Source organism: Pseudophaeobacter profundi (assembly GCF_029697505.1).
In the GTDB taxonomy this organism is placed as follows: Bacteria; Pseudomonadota; Alphaproteobacteria; order Rhodobacterales; family Rhodobacteraceae; genus Pseudophaeobacter; species Pseudophaeobacter profundi.
The window spans coordinates 226709-246885 of sequence record NZ_JARJEF010000002.1; the positions used below are offsets into that span (position 1 = coordinate 226709).

19 protein-coding genes are annotated in these 20177 nt (G+C 58.0%); 5 read left to right on the forward strand and 14 right to left on the reverse strand.

All coding sequences use genetic code 11. The annotated features are described in order from the left end of the window. Positions 1-209: 209 nt before the first annotated feature. From P2081_RS04295 to P2081_RS04335, 9 genes are all read right to left on the reverse strand, one after another. Positions 210-902 carry a NapC/NirT family cytochrome c gene (locus P2081_RS04295; RefSeq protein WP_278921649.1) on the reverse strand — a complete coding sequence of 231 codons (693 nt, stop codon included), beginning with the start codon at positions 900-902 and terminating at the stop codon, positions 210-212. A 1-nt stretch (position 903) separates the two neighbouring features. Continuing rightward, positions 904-1362 (reverse strand): nitrate reductase cytochrome c-type subunit, encoded by a 459-nt coding sequence (locus tag P2081_RS04300; RefSeq protein ID WP_278921650.1) that lies wholly within the window; start codon positions 1360-1362, stop codon positions 904-906. Further along, positions 1362-3869, reverse strand: a complete 2508-nt coding sequence (gene napA, locus P2081_RS04305) for a periplasmic nitrate reductase subunit alpha (protein WP_278921651.1) — start codon at positions 3867-3869, stop codon at positions 1362-1364. Before napA ends, P2081_RS04300 begins: the two co-directional genes overlap by 1 nt. Further along, positions 3854-4144: a chaperone NapD gene (locus P2081_RS04310; protein WP_278921652.1), complete on the reverse strand. Its 291-nt coding sequence runs from the start codon at positions 4142-4144 to the stop codon at positions 3854-3856. Before P2081_RS04310 ends, napA begins: the two co-directional genes overlap by 16 nt. After that, positions 4137-4589 (reverse strand): 4Fe-4S dicluster domain-containing protein, encoded by a 453-nt coding sequence (locus P2081_RS04315; protein WP_278921653.1) that lies wholly within the window; start codon positions 4587-4589, stop codon positions 4137-4139. The genes P2081_RS04310 and P2081_RS04315 overlap by 8 nt, the downstream gene beginning before the upstream one ends. Positions 4590-4659: 70 nt before the next feature. Continuing rightward, positions 4660-4884, reverse strand: coding sequence for a periplasmic nitrate reductase, NapE protein (gene napE / locus P2081_RS04320; RefSeq protein WP_313790324.1), 225 nt, complete (start codon positions 4882-4884; stop codon positions 4660-4662). 325 nt (positions 4885-5209) lie between these two features. Beyond that, positions 5210-6274, reverse strand: coding sequence for a methyltetrahydrofolate cobalamin methyltransferase (locus P2081_RS04325; protein ID WP_278921655.1), 1065 nt, complete (start codon positions 6272-6274; stop codon positions 5210-5212). A gap of 3 nt (positions 6275-6277) precedes the next feature. Continuing rightward, complete coding sequence (locus P2081_RS04330; protein WP_278921656.1) at positions 6278-7210, reverse strand: methylenetetrahydrofolate reductase; 933 nt, start codon at positions 7208-7210, stop codon at positions 6278-6280. A 26-nt stretch (positions 7211-7236) separates the two neighbouring features. Then, positions 7237-7533, reverse strand: a complete 297-nt coding sequence (locus tag P2081_RS04335; protein ID WP_278921657.1) for a virulence factor — start codon at positions 7531-7533, stop codon at positions 7237-7239. A gap of 333 nt (positions 7534-7866) precedes the next feature. Here P2081_RS04335 and P2081_RS04340 point away from each other — a divergent pair, with 333 nt between their 5' ends. Next, entirely contained in the window at positions 7867-8979 is a 1113-nt protein-coding gene (locus tag P2081_RS04340) for a Ppx/GppA phosphatase family protein (RefSeq protein ID WP_278921658.1), read from the forward strand. Positions 8980-9061: 82 nt separating this feature from the next. Further along, positions 9062-9778, forward strand: coding sequence for an RlmE family RNA methyltransferase (locus tag P2081_RS04345; protein ID WP_278921659.1), 717 nt, complete (start codon positions 9062-9064; stop codon positions 9776-9778). A gap of 105 nt (positions 9779-9883) precedes the next feature. Here P2081_RS04345 and P2081_RS04350 read toward each other — a convergent pair whose 3' ends face one another. Beyond that, a complete protein-coding gene (locus P2081_RS04350) occupies positions 9884-10105 on the reverse strand; it encodes a hypothetical protein (RefSeq protein WP_278921660.1) in 222 nt (73 codons plus the stop codon). A gap of 98 nt (positions 10106-10203) precedes the next feature. Continuing rightward, positions 10204-11094 (reverse strand): YihY/virulence factor BrkB family protein, encoded by an 891-nt coding sequence (locus P2081_RS04355; protein WP_278921661.1) that lies wholly within the window; start codon positions 11092-11094, stop codon positions 10204-10206. Between the two features lie 137 nt (positions 11095-11231). Here P2081_RS04355 and P2081_RS04360 point away from each other — a divergent pair, with 137 nt between their 5' ends. Genes P2081_RS04360 through P2081_RS04370 form a run of 3 tightly spaced genes read left to right on the forward strand, consistent with a single transcriptional unit; the run spans position 11232 to position 15404 of the window. Beyond that, the gene (locus P2081_RS04360) at positions 11232-11888 is read left to right on the forward strand and encodes an ABC transporter ATP-binding protein (protein WP_278921662.1); all 657 of its coding nucleotides are present in this window, start codon (positions 11232-11234) and stop codon (positions 11886-11888) included. After that, positions 11885-14353, forward strand: a complete 2469-nt coding sequence (locus P2081_RS04365) for an FtsX-like permease family protein (protein WP_278921663.1) — start codon at positions 11885-11887, stop codon at positions 14351-14353. Before P2081_RS04360 ends, P2081_RS04365 begins: the two co-directional genes overlap by 4 nt. A 28-nt stretch (positions 14354-14381) precedes the next feature. After that, the gene (locus P2081_RS04370) at positions 14382-15404 is read left to right on the forward strand and encodes a lipocalin-like domain-containing protein (RefSeq protein ID WP_278921664.1); all 1023 of its coding nucleotides are present in this window, start codon (positions 14382-14384) and stop codon (positions 15402-15404) included. Between the two features lie 114 nt (positions 15405-15518). On the opposite strand, the gene P2081_RS04375 is transcribed toward P2081_RS04370, so the two are convergent. From P2081_RS04375 to P2081_RS04385, 3 genes are all read right to left on the reverse strand, one after another. After that, positions 15519-15950 (reverse strand): universal stress protein, encoded by a 432-nt coding sequence (locus P2081_RS04375; RefSeq protein ID WP_278921665.1) that lies wholly within the window; start codon positions 15948-15950, stop codon positions 15519-15521. Next, positions 15947-19054: a TRAP transporter permease gene (locus P2081_RS04380; RefSeq protein ID WP_278921666.1), complete on the reverse strand. Its 3108-nt coding sequence runs from the start codon at positions 19052-19054 to the stop codon at positions 15947-15949. The genes P2081_RS04375 and P2081_RS04380 overlap by 4 nt, the downstream gene beginning before the upstream one ends. A 147-nt stretch (positions 19055-19201) precedes the next feature. Next, the gene (locus tag P2081_RS04385) at positions 19202-20167 is read right to left on the reverse strand and encodes a TAXI family TRAP transporter solute-binding subunit (protein ID WP_278921667.1); all 966 of its coding nucleotides are present in this window, start codon (positions 20165-20167) and stop codon (positions 19202-19204) included. Positions 20168-20177: the final 10 nt, after the last annotated feature.

Below are 20177 nucleotides of genomic sequence, written 5' to 3' on the forward strand. Positions count from 1 at the left end.
GCTTCTCTAACTGGGCGTCTGGGGCAAGCTGGTGCCATTGTGGGATCGTTCTTCCCGGTCACGCTTCGCTTTGCAGTCTGTTTTGGTGTCCAAAGGGCGGCGCAGCACGCATACGTCGGATTGGCAGTGGAGAGCGATCTGCAAGGTGATGGGTGATCACAACAGCGCGTTGCCATGACTGCCATGATTACCCGGAAACGTTCTATCCGTTACCCACGGGATTGCCGTTCCAACAGGAAGCTCTGGATTTCTTTCGCGCCGCTTGGGCCGGGTTGCGTTTCACCCAACAGGCTGTCCGGAACCGTCCAGCCAGGTTCGACGCCCGTCATATCGGGCAGTTCGTGGGCAATCCCCTTGTGACAGTCGATGCAGGTTCTTTCACCGGATAGCAGGTATTGCGTATGGATATCGGCCGCGCGCGGGGATTGGCGACTAAGGTCCATCGCAACTTCGGAATGGCAATTACGGCATTCCAGACTGTCATTTGCGCCAAGCCGCGCCCATTCACGCTTGGCCATGACCAGGCGATGTTCGAGAAACTTCTGCCGCGTGTTGATGGTGCCGAAGATCTTGCCCCAGACCTCTTTCGAGGCCTGCATCTTGCGGGCGATCTTGTCGGACCATTCATGCGGAACATGGCAGTCTGGGCATCCAGCGCGCACCCCGGAACGGTTCGAAAAATGCACCGTGTGCGACAGTTCCTCAAAGACGTTGTTGCGCATTTCATGACACGAGATGCAGAATTCTTCGCTGTTGGTGTATTCCAGTGCGGTGTTGAAACCGCCCCAGAAGATCACGCCGCCAAGAAAGCCACCGAGGGTCAGAAAGCCGAGGCCAAGCGTGACCGCTGGTGTCCAGAGCACGTTCCAGAACCAGCGAAAGGGGAACAAGATCCAACGCATTTCAATCCCCCCCTGCGGCCACAGTGCCGATGTCGGACATATCGGTGAAGGTATTGCCAATCAGCGCGGCGGTATCGGCCTGGGGAACGTGGCATTGGGTGCAGAAGTAGCGGCGCGGCGAGACATCCGCCAGCATCTGGGCCTCCCGCGTCATGTAGTGGGTGATCGAAATCATCGGTGCGCCTGCCCCAAGCGAGTGTTCGCGTTTGTGGCAAGACATGCAGCGGTTCGCATTGACCGTGAGTTGATAGCCCTCGATCGAATGCGGAATGATCGGCGGCTGTTCGGGGTAGGCGCGCATCTGTCGCACATCATCGGTGACATAGCGCTCCAGTGGTCCAGCGGGTACCGGCTCCATCGCGTTGGGCATCGGCCCCGATAGTTCAGGGACATTCTGCGCAACGACAAAGCTGGCAATCATGCAGGCTGCGAAGGTGGCGGCAAAGCGGAGCTGTTTCATCACACCGCCTCCACGCGCACAGCACATTTCTTGAAATCAGTTTGTTTCGAGATCGGGTCCGTTGCGTCAAGCGTCACCTTGTTGATGAGTTGGCTGGCATCGAACCACGGCACAAAGATCACGCCCGGCGGCATCCGGTTCCTGCCCCGTGTTTCAACCCGCGAGCGGATTTCACCCCGGCGGGAAATCACCCGGACCTCCATCCCCTGATTGAGCCCCCTTTCGCGCGCATCAATGGCGTTCATGAAGACCTTGGCGCCGGGGAAAGCCTTGTAAAGTTCCGGCACCCGCATGGTCATGGAACCGGAGTGCCAGTGTTCCAGCACCCGCCCCGTGACCAGCCACATGTTGAAATCATCATCGGGGCTTTCGGCTGGCGGTTCATATGGGACCGAGAGGATAACCGCCCGACCATCAGGTTTGCCGTAGAACTCCACATCACTGCCAGCAGTCACATAGGGATCATGGCCTTCACGGAACCGCCATTTGGTTTCTTTGCCATCAACAACCGGCCAGCGAAGGCCACGCACGTCGTCGCTCTGATAGGTATCATATGGCGCAAGGTCATGGCCGTGCCCCCGCCCAAAGGTGGCATATTCCTCGAACAGGCCTTTCTGGATGTAAAATCCGAAATCTCGGGCTTCGTGGTTGTTGTAATCCTCCCGCACCTCTTCCAGAGGATAGGCGTCGACCTGGCCGTTGGCATAACAGATATCAAACAGCGTCTTGCCCTTGTATTCGGGATGCGCGTCCAGAATTTCGGCCGGCCAGATCTCGTCGGTGGTGAAACGTTTTGAGAACTCGACCATCTGCCACAGATCAGAGCGCGACTCGCCCGGCGCGTCGACCAGCTGATGCCAGGCATGGGTCCGGCGTTCGGCATTGCCGTAGACGCCCTCTTTTTCGACCCACATGGCAGCGGGCAGGATGATATCGGCGGCCATGGCCGTCACCGTCGGATAGGCATCGGTGACCACGATCATATTGTCGGGATTGCGATAGCCCTGATAGGTCTCGTTCTGGGAATTGGGCGCCGCTTGCAGGTTGTTGTTACACTGCACCCAGTAGAAATTCAGCACACCGTCCTTGAGCTTGCGATCCTGCAGCACCGCGTGGAAACCGGGCTTGGTGTTCAGCAGCCCATGCGGCAGTTTCCACAGTTCCTCGGCGTGTTCCACATGCTTGGGGTTGGTTACGACCATATCTGCGGGCAATCGGTGCGCAAAGGTGCCGACCTCGCGCGCGGTGCCACAGGCCGAAGGCTGGCCGGTCAACGAAAACGGAGAATTGCCCGGTTCAGATATTTTACCGGTCAGCAGGTGGATGTTATAGACCATCTGATTGGCCCAGACGCCACGAACATGCTGGTTGAAGCCCATGGTCCAAAGCGACATGACCTTGGTATCCGGATCTGCGTAAAGCTCTGCCAACTCCTCAAGGAATCCGGGTTCGACCCCCGACAACTCGCTGACATGGTCGAGCGTATAGCTTGAAACATGCTCCTTGAAGGCCTCAAAATCGCTGTCTTCCATCAGTCCGGGATTGTCGGCCCCGGTTGCGGCGACTTGCAGTTCGTGTTCGGGGCGCAGCCCATAGCCGATGTCAGTGGCCCCCTTCTTGAAGGTGGTATGTTTGCCAACGAAATCCTCGTTCACCCGCCCCGTCTGGATGATGTGATTGGCGATGTAGTTCAGGATTGCCAGGTCAGTGCCCGGTTTGAACACCATCGGAATATCCGCCAGATCCATCGAGCGATGGGTGAAGGTAGACAGCACCGCACATTTCACCCCGGGGGTGCCCAGACGGCGATCGGCCAGCCTGGTCCACAGGATCGGGTGCATCTCTGCCATGTTTGATCCCCAGAGCACAAAGGCGTCTGCGTGTTCGAAATCATCGTAGCAGCCCATCGGCTCATCAATGCCGAAGGTGCGCATGAAGGCCACCGCTGCCGAGGCCATGCAATGGCGCGCGTTGGGGTCGAGGTTGTTGGACCGGAAGCCCGCCCGCATCAATTTGGTCGCGGCATAGCCTTCCAGCACGGTCCATTGGCCGGACCCGAACATGCCGATGCTTTCCGGGCCCTTGTCCTTCAGAACCGTCTTGACCCTATCCGCCATGACGTCAAAGGCCTCGTCCCAGCTGACCGGTTCAAATTCGCCCTCTTTGTCGAAGACGCCGTTCGACTTGCGCATCAGTGGCGTTGTCAGCCGGTCTTCGCCATACATGATCTTGGAGAGGAAATAGCCCTTCACGCAGTTCAGGCCGCGATTGACCTCATGCTGCATGTCGCCATGGGTGGCGACGACCTTGCCCTCCTTGACGCCCACCATGACACCGCAACCGGTCCCGCAGAACCGGCAGGGTGCCTTGGACCACTTGATCTTCAGCGCCTCAACGCCGCCGGGGACGGGCTGCGCCAGCGCCTCCTGTGGGATACCTGCGGCAGATGCGGCCAGTGCGGCTGCCTGGGCTTTCAGAAGCTGGCGTCGGGTCACGTCGAGTGGCATGTGGGATCCTCCATATGGGCGGGCATATCGTCGGGTTCTTCGGCATGTTCAAAAACCATATTTGCCACCAGAACACCGGGCATCAGGTTGATCTCGGTCAGCCGGTCGCCCAGCTGACCTGTGCTGAGCCCCTCGATGGTGATGATCAGACGCGTGGCATCCTCGCCATGCACCTCGACCCCGTCGAGAACCTCTATCAGGGCGCGTACCCTTTCTTTTGCATCTGGGGTGACGCTCACCACCGCGGATGATACGTGCCAGCGATCCTTAGGCATAACTCACATCCTTCCTTACCGCGTCAATTGCACCAGCGGGACAGACAGATGAGCAGGCCGCGCAGCCTGTGCAGGCCGCAGCATCCAGCAGCGGCAGGAAGGGGCCGCCAACCCTTGGTTTCATTGAAATCGCCTCTTGGGGGCAGGCATCGCGGCAGGTCATGCAGGATATGCCTGCCTCGACAAAACAACGCGCCGAGATTTGCATCACATGGCCCATCTCATGCGCCATGTGGTCATTATCGACAAAGACGATCTCGGCAAAAACGGTCTCGGGGCAGGATGCGGCGCATTTTCCGCAAAAGGTGCATTCGCCCGCCTCGGGGTTGAGCATCACGCCATCCGGGGCAAGCCGCAGGATGGTTTCGGGGCAGCTATCAACACAGGCCCCACATCGCGTACAGCCCTTGAGGGTCAGTTCGGAAACGCCAGGTGGTCGCGCCAAAAAAGGCGGAGCCTGGGTACTGCCTTTCAGCAGGTCACGCCGAGATATACGCCCCTTCGCGGACATACGGTCAGTGCCCCGGGGGTCCGGGCGGCCCCGAAATTAACTGGAACATCCAGATGAGAAACCCGTAGCCGCCGACGACGCCGACGGCGACAATAGGCCAAACGCCGAAGGCCAAAATCAAGAAACGTGTTAACTCTTTGCGTCGTCCCGCCCCGCTTGATTGCAGGTTGGGGTCAGTGGCTTGTCCATCAGACAATGCTGCCTCCCCCCGCTCGTAAAAGAGCGGCAACTCAATTACAATCTATTCTGGGTTGAGCCTAGAACACCGGGCAGACAACATCAAGCGTACCGACTGCCGAGGCCATGTTTTTTCATTTCTTACGATCAAAACAGGATGGGAAAACCATCAAGATATCATCGTAAGTATTTGTTTAAATATACATAAACTAAATTTTGGCGCAAAGTCAGGGGCCCTGTTCGGCGATGCGCTGAGGCGTGTCTCTCTGCGTTGCGCAGCGTTCCTGTCGCTTGTTGCGCATGAAAAAGGCCGGGTTGCCCCGGCCTTTTTTGACATGTCTTAGGTCTGGCGATGGGGCATGCGACCGCCGCCTGGCTTAGCCACGGCGCCGACGTCCGCCGCCGCTGCGGCCGCCACGACCGCGACCTTCTTCACCGGCTTTTGCCGGAGCTTTGTTGAACTTGATCCACTCGCCGCCATGCGGGTCATTGTTGGTCAAGAAGTTGGCGGCGCGGATGGCTTCCATTTCTTTGCCGGCGCGCGGCTGCATCGAGCCCAGGCCAAACATGGTCACGAAGGTTTCATCATCCATGCCCTCGGGCAGAATAATCCCAGCAGCGGCAACTTCTTCCTTTTTGGCGGCCAGCGCTTTTTGCGTCACCGGCAGGCCAACTGGGTTCATGATCGCCGAAGTCATCCCGGCCCCCATTGCCATGGGCAGGAACGCATTGTTGATGCCGTGGCGGTTTGGTAGGCCAAACGAGATATTGGACGCGCCGCAGGTGGTGTTGACGCCAAGCTCTTCGCGCAGGCGACGCACCAGGGCAAAGACTTGCAGCCCGGCAGTGCCCATAGCGCCGATCGGCATCACCAGCGGGTCGACGACTATGTCATGGGCCGGAATGCCAAAATCGGCAGCGCGCTGTACGATCTTTTTCGCCACTTCAAAGCGCACGTTCGGATCTTCGGAAATGCCGGTGTCATCATTGGAAATCGCCACAACGGGCACGTTGTATTTCTTGACCAGCGGCAGGATCTGTTCCAGCCGCTCTTCCTCGCCGGTGACCGAATTCAGCAAGGGCCGCCCTTCGCAGATTTCCAGCCCGGCCTCTAGCGCGCCGGGAACCGAAGAGTCGATACAGAGCGGCACATCCACAAGCCCTTGAACTAGCTCAACGATCTTGCGCATCAGCGGCGGTTCTGTCTCGTTGGGGTTGGGGTTGGAGTTGTAGACCACCCCAGCATTGATATCGAGCACGGTAGCGCCAGCCAAAACCTGCGCGACCGCATCTTTTTCAACGGTGGAAAAATCGCCGGCTTCCAGCTCGGCGGCCAGTTTCTTGCGCCCTGTCGGGTTGATCCGCTCTCCGATAACGCAGAATGGCTCATCAAAGCCCATGACAGCGGTTTTTGTTTTTGATTCAATAACTGTACGGGTCATTGTTTATCCTTGAGAGTTAGCAGGCTGCGCTGCGGCGCCGCCATTGTTGATCGCCCAATTGGCATTGGTCTTGATGCCACCCAGCGGGAAGAAGTGAACATGCGAGATGTTAAAGTCGGGATTGGCCGCCTTATGCGCTGCCAGTTCGGTCAGCACATCCGTGGGCTCATAGGGCAGCAGCAGTTTCGACACATCCATCGCCCGCTTTTGTAGCACTTTCAGCGAGGGACCAACACCGCAGGCAATGGCGAATTTGATCAAGGTCTGCAATTTGGCCGGCCCGGCAATGCCGATATGGATCGGAATATCAATGCCGGCCTCTTTCAGCCCGTCGGCCCAGGCGATGATCGGCTTGGCTTCAAAGGCGAACTGGGTCGCCAGAGCCATTTTGGCATCGGTGCGTTCAGAAAATTTCTGTTTCCACTGAAGTGCTTCGTCGATGTTCTTGGTCGAACCATCGGCATCGATATCACGGTTGCCTTCGGGATGACCTGCCACATGCAGATTTTCAAAGCCAGCCTTGTCGAACAGCCCGGTTTCCAGCAATTGCATTGAAGAATGGAAATCACCATGGGGCTGGGCGACACCGCCGGCCAGCAAGAGCGCCTGTTTCACATCGGCTTCGCCCTGATAGCGCGCGATCCAGTCTGCCAGCGTCGCCTCATCCTTGATGATGCGGGCGGGGAAATGCGGCATCACCGGGTAGCCTTCGGCATTCAGGCGCTTGGCGGTTTCGACCATTTCCTCGATCGGGGTGCCCTCGATATGGGCAATGTAGACGCGGGTGCCTGCGGGTAGCAGGTCAGCAAAGCTGTCCACCTTGGCGGCCGTGCGCGGCATCACCTCGATCGAATAGCCCTGCAGCAGGGCCTCGACCTGTGGGTTTACGGGTTGCGGCGACTTTGCGTCACGCTTTTTGAAATTCAACAAAGCCATCACGGCCTCCCATAGTGGTGTCAGGCTCACGCCCATCCGTCGTTTGCGATCAGGGTTTTCAAACGCTCCTGATCGTATTCCGCTTCCAGACGTCTGGCCTCGGCTTCGGCAACCTCTGCTGCGTCACCTTCTACCACATAGGGGGCCGCTTTGCGCCACTCTGCCAGATAGGCATCGCTGTCTTTGGCGTTGACCTTCATTGCGGCCCGGTCGATTGCCTGTTCAAAGCGTTCTTCCAATTGCCGTTTTGAGCCGCGGCGCCCTTTGCCTGCGATGACCTGCGCGGGAATATCGCGCCAGTATACGATCGTGATATCCACCATAGCCTGTCCTCCTAAGACGTCTGCACTTGCCTGCTTTTAGTGCGTCCCGCGACAGCGCGTACGCCGGATTTCGACATCACTGGGAGTTGGAGCGACGTTTTCACCTGTGTCGTGAATACAAAACCGGCACCGATCTGGCTACAGCAGGGCCTGCCAAAAATTTTCATCAAGCTTATGAGTTCATTGCAAGGCTGCGCCGTCACCACATGGCCTGTTTTACGCAAACGCAGCTGTGGTGCCTAATTCTCCCGCGCTCTGGGCGCCGGATCCCCTTGCGCCGCTGGGCTGCGCTCCATAGTCTAGGGGTAACACGATAATCGGAGGGCGTGAATCATGGCGCCCAGGCGTTCTAAAGGTGCGGGCGCGTTTCCCAAGGTGGTTGAAACCCCTGTACCAGCCCGTCCGGATTCTGATGCGCTTTACGCGGCTCTGGATCTTGGCACCAATAGTTGCCGCATGCTGATTGCCCAACCCAAGGGCAGCGGATTCCATGTGGTGGACAGTTTTTCCAAGTCGGTGCAGCTGGGCACCGGACTTGAACGCACCGGGCGCTTGTCGCGGTCGTCCATGGCGCGCACCATTCAGGCGCTGCGGATCTGTCAGCAAAAGCTGAAGCGCAACCGCGTCAAACGTATGCGACTGGTCACCACCGAAGCCTGCCGCCGTGCCAAGAATTCGCGCGAATTCATCCGTCAGGTCAAACGAGAAACCGGCCTGCCACTGGAAATCATCCAGCCGGAGGAAGAAGCACGCCTGGCAGTGATTTCCTGCGCGCCGCTGGTCTCGACCAAGACCGAGCAGCTCTTGGTGGTTGATATCGGCGGTGGCTCGACAGAGCTGGTCTGGATTGATCTTTCCTCGGTGCCGGGGCGCGACCGTCCGGCGGCGATCATGCGGCTGCATGCCGGGTTTCATACAGCTGCAAGCCCCTTTCCCACCGCCAAGGTCGTGGATTGGATCTCGGTGCCGCTGGGGGTGGCAACCCTGCGCGACCAGTTCAACGATGTCGAAGATGATTCTGCCCGTTTTGCGCTGATGAGCTGGTTCTTTGAAGAGCATCTGGCCAATTTCGCCCCCTATAAGGACGTGCAGGCGCGGGCCGGCTTTCAGATTGTTGGCACCTCGGGTACTGTAACCACTGTTGCTGCCTCTCATCTTGGGTTAAAGCGCTACGATCGTACCAAGGTAGACGGGTTGCGGATGACCAGCGATCAGATCGACAAGGTGATCCGTGGCTATCTTGAACTGGGCCCCAATGGGCGTCGCCGCGATCCCCGCATTGGCGAGGATCGCCAGGCGCTCATCATGTCGGGGTCGGCCATCTTGCAGGCCTTGCTGCGCTGCTGGCCGACTGATCGGCTCTCGGTAGCGGATCGCGGTCTGCGCGAGGGGCTGCTTTATGCGCAGATGAGCGCAGATGGCGTGCTGGAAGACGGGCCTTTTTGAGAAGGCGGGCCTAAGTATAGGCGCGCAAATTGTAATTGACGCCCTGCCCCTGCGGGAGGCGGCGGCGAACACGGTGAAGATGATGGCAAAAACGCCCACTGGTAAAAACACCTCCGGCCGCGGCCAGCGTGACCTGAAGGTTAAGGTCAAATCCGCCCGCGGACGTCGGCTCAGCTCTACCCGCTGGCTGCAGCGCCAGCTGAATGATCCCTATGTCAAACGCGCCCAGGCCGAGGGGTATCGCGGGCGTGCTGCGTATAAGATCATGGAAGTGGACGATAAATATCGCTTCCTCGTGCCCGGTGCGCGGGTTGTCGATCTGGGCTGCGCCCCCGGTGGCTGGGCCCAGGTTGCGGTCAAGCGGATCAATGTGATGGGCGAAAAACGCGGCAAATCCCAGGGGCGCATCATCGGTGTTGACCTGCAAGAAATGGAGCCCCTGGCGGGGGCTGAATTCTACCAGCTCGATTTCATGGATGAAGGCGCGGATGACAAGGTCAAGGAATGGCTTGGCGGCATGGCCGATGTGGTGATGTCCGATATGGCGGCCTCCAGCTCTGGTCATAAACAGACCGATCACCTGAAGATCATTTCTCTGTGCGAGGCTGCCGCCTATTTTGCCTTTGATGTTCTGGAAGAAGGCGGCACATTTGTCGCCAAGGTTCTTGCGGGCGGCGCCGAAGGGGAATTGCAAAAGCTGTTGAAGAACAAGTTCACCAAGGTGGCCAATGTCAAACCTCCGTCGTCGCGGTCTGACAGTTCCGAAAAATTTGTCGTGGCCATGGGGTATAAAGGCTAGTCTATACCCCTGCCCTGATAGAATGTTGCGCAACCGCGGGTGCCCGTATTGCGCATCTCGTCACATCGGCAAAGTCAGTCGCGTGAATGAATGAACGCGACAGGCCTAGGCGGATCGCTTCTGCCCCAGAAGAGATTGCGTTGCTCGCTTTTGCAGCATCAAGACCTCTGCGCCTGCACCTTCACTTTGCAGCGATACGCGGACCTTGCGTTGCATTTGTTCAGCAAGGCCAGATTTGCGCAAGACCTGCTTGGCAAGCGTTAGTAGGTGCCGGTTCTTGTCTGACAGGGTTGCTTTGCCCATCCGCGTCACACTGTGAAATGCCATTGTCCTCGCCCTCTTCATATTCCCCAAAACCATGGGGTTATGATCGAATAGAAAACCGGCATGGCCGAAATGTGGCAAAGCTGCCCCATTGTTTCCAATCAGGAAACATGTGGTGTTTTTGCCACCTGTCCCGCATCCGTTTTGCGCAGGTCAATCAGGGCGCCGTTGTATTCTGCCCCAAGGATCAAAATCGCCGCATTCACATAGAGAAAAATCATCGCCGCCATCGCCCCGGCCAGCCCAGCGTAGGTCGCCGAATACTGCGCGATCGCGCTGATGTAGAAGGCAAATCCAATCCCGGCGGCCCACCACAACGCGACGGTCAAAAGCGTCCCTGGCAGGATGTCCTTCAGCCGGTAGATCTGCCCCGGCAAGACCAGATGGCAGAGAAAGACCGCCACAAAAGGCACCACAGCTGCTACCAGCCCATTGATGCCAATCGGGATGTTGAATGACAGATCCACATTGGGGAAAAAATCAGCCAGGTAGCGCAGATACAACGGCAAAATAACCTTGAATATCGCAGCGATCAGGATGCCCGTTCCGCCCAGGATGACAAAACCAAGACAGATCAGCCGCGATTTCCAATAGGGGCGTGTGTCGCGTTCATGATAAGCCCGTACCATGGCGACCCGCACCGCATTGACGCCATTTGCCGCAAAATAGAGCGCCAGCACACCGCCGATGGTGATCAGCCCGGTGTTTGAGTTCTCAAGGACTGCATAAAGCTCAGTCAGGATCGGCGCCGAGACCGCCTCTGGCCAGCCGCCAAAGACCAGATCGACCAGATCATCCAGATCGATATTGCGCGAAAAAATGTTTGCCACCGCACCAGCCAGGGCGACGGTGAACAGCACAAACGGAAACAGCGCCAACATCATTGACATGGCGATATGGCTGCTCATGACCCAGCCTGCCTTGCGGTTGAAACGCTTCAGGGAAAGCCAGAGGGCGCGGGCCCAGATCGGATAGAAAGTGCTGCTTTTCATGGGCATAACCTTCCACAACTGCGCTGCAATGACCAGCCCTATGCTGATCTTGCGGCCTGACCAAAGGCGTACCGCATCTGGACAGTTGGGTCGTCAGGGTATTCACTGCCGACATCGCCCAAACGGAGCAGAATGTCATGGTCCTGTCTATTTCCAACGTCAGCAAGACACTCCCCAATTCTGGCCTGGGGCGACCAATATTAGATCAGGTTTCCTTGCAGCTTTCGGCGGGGCAGTCGCTTGCGCTGACTGGCGAAAGTGGATCGGGAAAATCAACTCTGCTGCATCTTGTCGGGGCCTTGGATGGTTTTGACAGTGGTGAAATTCATCTGGATGGCATACCGCTGAGCGGCCTGCAGGAAGCCGCACGCGCCGCGCTGCGTCGACTAAAGGTTTCTATTGTTTTTCAACAATTTAATATCATCCCCTCACTAGATGTCGCCGCCAATATTGCGCTGCACGCAAAGCTGGCAGGCCGATATGACGCCAGCCTGCAGGCGCATCTGGCAGATCGCCTTGGGCTCTCCGCGCTGTTGTCGCGCTACCCAGAGCAGCTCTCGGGGGGGCAGCAGCAACGGGTTGCCATCGCCCGCGCGCTGGCCCTGCGACCCAAACTTCTGCTTGCGGATGAACCCACCGGCAACTTGGATGAGGACAGCAGCGATGCGGTGCTGGCGCTGATGCTTGAACTGGTGCAGGAAAGCGATAGCGCGCTGTTCCTTGTGACCCATTCCCCCAGAATTGCCGCCAAGCTGGATCGCCAACTGCATCTGAGCGGTGGCAAATTGCGATGATGCGAGCAGCTTTTCATACGCTGCTGTCCTATTGGTCGCGCCACCGTTTTCAACTGTTTGCGCTGGTCGCGGGCTTGGCGCTGGCCACCACCCTGTGGTCAGCGGTTCAGGCCATCAACGGCCAAGCCAGACAGAGCTACGCCCAGGCGCAGGATTTTTTACAGCAACTGGACGGGACCAGCCTGGTTTCGCCGGGCGGAAGTTTGCATCTATCTGACTATGTCACCCTGAAACGCCAAGGCTGGAAGCTGACACCGGTGTTGGAAGGCCAGTATAGGAATGCTGGGCAAAGCATTGACCTTATAGGAATAGATGTCTTGACCTCGCCACAGGTAGCGCGGCTGTTTCCGGCAGAAAGCCTAGGTGGAGATTCCGATTTTCTACGCGGGATATTACACGAACCCGGTGGGATAGTTCTGCATCCAGAAACCGAAAAACTGCTCCCATCTGTGCTGAAAGAGATGCAGATCTTTCGGTCAGAAGCGGTTCCGCTTGGGCTCGCCGTGGCAGATATTTCGTTGGTGAGCAGGCTTTTGCAGCGCCCGGACGATTTGAGCCGCTTGATCCTGCTGGGTGACACCGGGCCAGGTGCGATGCCTTCAGCCGACAGCGGAGCAGATATGCGGCCACCGGATACCAGGGCGCTTGCCTCGTTGCCCGCGCATATCAAACTGGCCCCCGGTGGCACGGCCCGTATGAACCCTGGCACCCTAACAGAAAGCTTTCACCTTAACCTGACTGCCTTTGGGTTTTTATCCTTTATTGTTGGGCTGTTTATCGTGCAAGGCACCATTGGCCTCGCGATGGAGCAACGCCGTGGCCTGCTGCGCACTCTCCGCTGCCTTGGACTCCCCTTTGCGCAGATGATCTTGATCTTGGTGGTAGAGATCACACTGATTGCAGTGGCTTCCGCCTTTATCGGTTTGATATTGGGTTATTTTCTCGCCGCGTCGCTCTTGCCTGGCGTGGCGGCAACCCTCTCTGGGCTATATGGTGCCGAGGTAAGTGGTGCGCTTTCCCTGCAGCCCGCCTGGATTCTGTCGGGGCTGGCAATGACCCTGGCCGGGGCCAGTCTCGCCAGCGCCCATGCCTTTTACACCCTATGGAAGCTGCCGATCCTGCAGGCACCCTCTACCCAGGCGCGCGGCCAACGGTTGCTGCAAAGCTACACCGCATGGGCGGCGGCGGGCATCGGGCTAAGCCTGGGCGGGGTGCTGGCCTTGGCGCTGGTCGAGGGGTTGATCGGTGGGTTCATGTTTCTGGGCGGGGTAATGCTGGGCGCGGCGCTGCTACTGCCCTATGTTCTATGGTCATTGCTGGGGATGGCGCAGGCCCGGACGCGGGCACCGCTTATGCAATGGCTTTGGGCAGATGCACGGGCACAACTGCCGGGCCTGTCGCTGGCGCTGATGGCTCTTATGCTGGCGCTGGCAACAAATATTGGCGTTGGAACAATGGTTTCCAGTTTTCGGCTCACCTTTGTGGATTGGCTGGATCAGCGGCTTGCCGCGGATCTATATGTGACCACCCTGGATGATGCCCAGGGCGCAGAGGTGCAGGCTTGGCTGAGCCAGCAGGGGCTGACGGTGCTGCCGATCCGCAGCAAGGAGATGCAGCACAGCACCGGCCAGTTAAAGATTTACGGACTGCGCGACGATGAACTCTATCGCAACAATTGGCCGATGATTTCCGCCCGGCCCGAGGCTTGGGATCTGCTGGTGCAGGGCCGTGGTGTCTTGGTCAGCGAACAACTGGCGCGGCGGGCCGATCTGCAGCTTGGTGCGCATATTGATCTGCCCGCTGGCTGGCCGAGCGAGATCCTGGGCATCTATGCCGACTACGGCAACCCACATGGCCAGGCGATGGTGTCACTGCCGCAATTGCTGAAAAACGCCCCCGATGTGGACAATCTGCGATTTGCGCTGCGCCTTGATCCCACACAGGTGAAACAGGTGATCAACATGCTGCAGGAACGGTTTGAAATTCCACGGGAAAACATCACTCAGAAAGACTTGGCAAAGGCCAGATCCATGGCAGTGTTTGACCAAACCTTTTTGATTACCGATGCGCTGAAACTGCTGACCTTGGCGGTGGCCAGCTTTGCCATTTTCACCAGCCTGGCAACGCTTTGGAACCAGAGGTTGCCACAGCTTGCCCCGGTCTGGGCCATGGGGGTGCGCCGTCGCAGCTTGGCCCTGATCGATATCCTGCGCAGCCTGCTCATGGCCGGGCTAACGGCTCTGTTGGCCCTGCCGCTGGGGCTGCTGCTCTCTTGGGCGCTGCTTGTGGTGATCAATACTGCGGCCTTCGGCTGGCGGCTGCCGGTCTATCTGTTCCCGATGAACTGGTTGGCCCTGGTGCTGCTGGCCCTGCTGGCGGCGGGTCTTGCCGCCCTGCTGCCCGCCTGGCGCCTGTTCCGCATCAGTCCCAGTGAATTGTTAAAGGTCTTTTCAAGTGAACGCTAAACCCCTGATTATCTGGCTGGTTCTCTGTATGATTGGGCCAGCGGTCAACGCCCAGGGCTTTGCCGGGCTTGGCACTACCGCCGCAGAGGGCTTTGCCCAGCCCAGCCCGGATCTACCGCTGGTCTTTCCACGCGATCACGGGGCGCATCCCGATTTCCGCATTGAATGGTGGTATTTGACCGCGAATCTGACAGATACAGAGGGGCGCAGATATGGGATCCAATGGACCCTGTTTCGCAGCGCCCTGGCCCCCGGAGAGGCCGAGGGCTGGCAAAGCCCGCAAATCTGGATGGGCCATGCCGCCGTGACCAGCGCCCGGCAGCATTTCACCGCAGAACGCCTGGCGCGTGGCGGGATTGGTCAGGCGGGTGTCTCCATCAGCCCCGGCTTTCAGGCCTGGATCGACGATTGGGATATGGCAGGCGATGCCGACCTTGGCCAGTTGGACATCACCGCGGCTGGAACAGAGTTTTCATATACGCTGAGCGCCCACACCCAAGAACCGCTGATCTTGCACGGTGCAGCAGGCTATTCGGTGAAATCCACCGATGGGCAGGCCAGCTATTACTATGCGCAGCCCAACTACCAAATCTCAGGTACGCTCCGCCTGCCCTCTGGCCCGGTTGAGGTCACCGGCATGGGCTGGCTTGATCGTGAATGGTCAAGCCAGCCGCTGTCGCAGGAACAAAGCGGCTGGGATTGGTTTTCGCTGCGCTTTGACAGTGGCGAAAAGCTGATGGGGTTTGTGCTGCGACGGACCGATGGCAGCGTGGATTTCCGTTCTGGCACCTGGATTACAGCCAGTGGAACCGCGCAGCCGCTGCCCCCCGGCACCTTTCAGGCCGAGCCACTGACCCAGAGCACAGTCGCAGAGCGACAGCTGCCCACGCGCTGGCAAGTCACCCTGCCCGATCGGGATGTTTCCGTGACAGTAGAGGCGCTTAACCCGCAAAGCTGGATGGATCTTTCCTTTCCCTATTGGGAAGGCCCGGTAGAGGTGAGCGGCAGCCACAGTGGCAGCGGCTATCTGGAAATGACCGGTTATGAATAAAAGGGGCGCCCTTGCGGCGCCCCTTTCTGGTTTGGTGATGTATGCCGCAGGCTAGGGTTTGATTGCGCATGTTTTGGATGCGCAAAACCGGTAGCCATCTGTGCGCAACATCCGCTAACGCACCACAAAAACAGAGCAATCCGAATGGCGGATCACCCTGGCTGCATTGGGGCCTAGCAAATAGTCTTTTAAATCCGGCTTATGGGCGCCTATCACGATAAGATCGGTGCCGGCTGCCTTGGCCACCTTCAGGATCTCTTGATAGGCGGTGCCGGTGGCAACGATGTGACGGATCTTGCTATTGCGATCCTTACCCAAGACCTCTGCACAGATGGCTTCGAGCTTTTCGGTCGTCTCTTCGATCGCCTTTTCGTGGTGATGGCTTTCAAAGAAACCAGAGACCCAGCTTTCGCCAAAATCCGGCAGCACGTTGACCACATCCAACTGGGCCTTGTCGAGATCGGCCAAACGGCCAGCCTGTGCGAGAACCATCTTGTCAGTGGCGCTGTCGCTTAACTCGACCGCGCACAGAATAGATTTGCTCATGTCACTACTCCTTCTTCTTCCTTGCGGACGCGGCCGCGTTGCATCAGGGCGATCAGACCGAGTAAAACCAGCGCCGGAACAAAGATCAGCTCTTTCGGAAGCTGATCGGCAGGAGCAAGGATTTCTTTCACAAAAACAGGGCTATCACCGTAAAAGTCAAAGCTGCCAAGATCCTGTTCGGCCGGGGTACCAAAACCAGGCGCATCCAGGTTCATCTGTGTCTCTTCTGGCAGCAGGATCAGACCTGCCTTTTCCGCCATTGCAGCCCCGTCCAGGCCATCCAGCACCTGTACAACGAGCGTCGTAGAGGCGATCTCACCAGTGTCGAAATCTGGCCCCTCGATCGTTAGGCGCAGTTCTTGTCCGGGGCTTGCCTGATCCAGTGCCTGAACCAATTCGATGGGCGCAACCTCGGTATGGGCAGGCATGATCCGGTTCATCCAGAAATCCGGACGGAACAGCGCAAAGGCGACAAAGACCAACAACAGGCTTTCATAAAAGCGGCTGCGGGTCACGAAATAGCCCATGGTGCCTGCGGTGAAGACCAGAATGGCGATGGTGGCAGAGATGGCAACCAATATACCCTGCGTCCAGGTGACATCAATCAACAACAGATCGGTGTTGAAGATAAAGACAAAGGGCAAAGCCACTGTTCGCAAACTATAAAAGAAGGCTACAAAACCAGTTCGGATGGCATCGCCCCCGGATACAGCCGCAGCCGCAAAGCTGGCCAGCCCCACCGGTGGCGTCACATCGGCCATGATCCCAAAATAGAACACAAACAGATGCACGGCAATCAGCGGCACGATCAGGCCGGACTGGGCACCCAGTTCCACCACGACCCCCGCCATCAGCGAACTGACAACGATATAGTTGGCGGTTGTGGGCAGCCCCATGCCCAGCACAAGCGATAAGAGGCCAACGCAGATCAGAACAAAAACCAGAATGGTCCCGGTCATATCTGCGGCGCGTTCTGCCACGGTGCCCTCAAAGCTGGTGATCCCGATCATGTCAGTCAACGGGCTGATTGCATGCACGCCAAGTGCGCTCAGATAGGTGAGCCCATAGGCCATGGTTTCCACCAGATCCGCCATCACCTGTCCAACCCCGGTCAGGGTTACGGTACCGACGATGACGCCGGCCGTTGCAGTGGCAAGCGCGATGCCAATCATGTTGCGCGACCCGTCGATCAGGCCGTTCCACAGATCATGGCAACCATCAACAAAAGTCGCCATCATGTTGCTTTGGTTTCGGAAAAACGCCTTGATTGGTTTTTGCGTCAGCAGGATCACAAACAATAGTGCCGTGGCCCAAAAGGCCGAAAGTCCAGGCGATTTCTGTTCGATCATCAGAAAGTAGACAAGAACGATGATCGGCAGCATATAGTGCAGCCCGGCCTTGTAAATCTTGGAGATATCGGGCAGTTCCACCTCTTTTGCATTCGGGTCGTCCGGTTCCAGATCAGGAATGCCAGCCGCCAGCGCCACAAGGGCAAGGTAGACGGCCAGAACAACCCCGAACATCAGCAACCCCGCCACACTAGGCACCCATCTGTAGGCAGCTTCGACCGGGAACTGCGTACCATAGCAAAGCCCGGCAAAGACGGCAAAGAAACTGGCCATGCCCAGAATGGTGCGCGCCATGTGGACTTCGCGGTTGCCAATGGTTGGCATGTTCCGCTTCACCGCTTCCAGGTGCACGATATAGACCAGCGCGATATAGGAAATAGCAGCGGGCAAAAAGGCATGGGTGATCACCTCGACATAGGAAATGCCGACATATTCCACCATCAAGAAGGCCGCAGCCCCCATGACCGGTGGCATGATTTGCCCATTCACCGAAGAGGCAACCTCAACCGAGCCGGCCTGCTCGGATGAAAACCCGACCCGTTTCATCAGCGGGATGGTAAAGGTGCCGGTGGTCACCACATTGGCAATCGAAGATCCGGAAATCAGGCCGGTTGCGGCAGACCCCACAACGGCCGCCTTGGCCGGGCCACCGCGCAGGTGCCCAAGCGCGCCAAAAGCCATTTTGATGAAATAATTCCCCGCCCCGGCCTTATCAAGAAGAGCGCCGAAGAGCACGAAAAGAAACACAAATTTGGTTGAAACGCCAAGCGCGATACCAAAGACCCCTTCAGAGGTGATCCACATATGGCTCATCGCTTTTTTCAGGCTTGCGCCCTTCCAGCGGATAACTTCCGGCACCCATTCAGAGGCACCAAAGAAAACATAAGCCAGAAAAACCGTGGCAATGAGGGCCATGGCCGGCCCCAAGGCCCGGCGGGCAGCTTCAAACAGGATCAAGAGCCCCGCCAGCGCGTAGAATTTATCGATGTCATCGGCCAAGCCGCCGCTGTCGACGATCTTTTGGTAGTTCAGGAACCCATAGATAGAAACGAAGACACCCGCCGCCGCCAGCGCCCAATCTTGTACCGGAACAAAATGGTCCTCAGGCGTGGACCATTGCCGCAGATATGACAGGACGACCAAGGCGCCGGCTGCCAATCCAAAGACAATCGCGGCGATCTGCAGACCGCTGCTCCAGCCGCCCAAGAGATATTGGCCAAGGATTGCAAGGCCACTGTAGGACAAGACAAAAATGGCCGCAAAAACACCCATCGCGCTGACAATCTGTTCAAGCCGCGTGGCGATCCCGCTGCGGTTCAAATAGGTGGGCGCGACCAGAACCAGCGCCACCACAGCACCAACCCCAACAGCGGCGTTCATCGAAATGCCCGGCGCAACAGTCACCATCAAGGCGACCGTAAAAGCCCCCAGTCCCAGCACGGTGCCAAGATGTCCCAGCGAAAAGGAAATCAGGTTTCTGCTCGTTCGGTTCATGGCCGGATAGGCCATGAACCCCAGCATCAGGGCAAAGGCCAGGTGGATCAGGCGTGAATTGTTGTTAACGGCACCTGGAAGCAGGTAGTTCGCCAGAGGTGAGGCCAGAACAACTTGAAAAACGGACCAGGCAACAGCGATGACAGCCAGGGAAAGACCAACGGCTCCGACAGGGTTACGCGCACCTGCATCGGAGGAGGCGACCAGTTCCTGCAGTTCTTCTTCGCTGAGCGGTCGATTTCCCTGAACATCGGATGTCATGAATAATCTCCCATACAGACCGGCGCCGTCGTTTCAGGCGATCCCTTGGATTGCGGACCCTGTCTGTCTCTCTTTTGTTTTGGGGGCAGCCCCCTTTTAATTGGAAAGGGGCGCCAAATCGCGCCCCTCCCTATGGTGTTGGATTAATTATTCAATCCAACCTTGTTCACGGTAGTACTGCGCCGCGCCATCATGCAGCGGAGCCGAGAGACCATCGGCGATCATCTCTTCAGGCTTCAGATGAGCAAAGGCAGGGTGCAGCTTGCGGAAGGCATCGAAGTTTTCAAACACCGATTTCACAACTGCATAGACCGCTTCATCCGCAACATCGGTCGAGGACACGAAGGTCGCACCGACACCAAAAGTCTGGGTGTCTTCGTCAGAGCCACGATACATACCGCCGGGGATGGTGGCGGTGCGGTAAAAGGCATTGTCCTCGACCAGCTTGGTCACGGCATCGCCATCCACGGTCACCAGTACGGAATCACAGGCGGTTGTGGCTTCCTGGATCGAACCGGAGGGATGGCCAACGGTATAGACCATGGCATCGATCTGGTTGTCACACAGGGCGGCGGACTGTTCTGCGGCTTTCAGCTCGGTTGCGAGGGCAAAATCTTCCATGCCCCAGCCCTTGGCGTTCATCAGCACTTCCATGGTGCCGCGCTGGCCGGAACCGGGGTTACCGATGTTGACGCGCTTCCCTTTCAGGTCGTCAAAGTTGGTGATGCCGGCGTCGGCACGCGCCACAACGGTAAAGGGCTCTGGGTGGACAGAGAACACAGCGCGCAGGCCTTCAAAGGGGCCCTGCTCGGAAAACTTGGAGGTGCCGTGATAGGCGTGGTGCTGCCAATCAGACTGGGCAACGCCGAACTGCAGCTCGCCTTCGCGGATGGTGTTGATGTTGTACACCGAACCGCCAGTGGATTCGACCGCGCACTTGAAACCGTGTTCTTTGCGGTTCTTGTTGACCAGGCGGCAGATTGCACCACCAGTTGGGTAATACACGCCAGTAACACCACCGGTGCCGATGGTGATGTATTCCTGGGCCTGGACGGCAGGTGCCAGGAAGGTCGCGGCGACAACGGCGCCAATGCTCAACTTAGAATATTTCATGATGTGATCT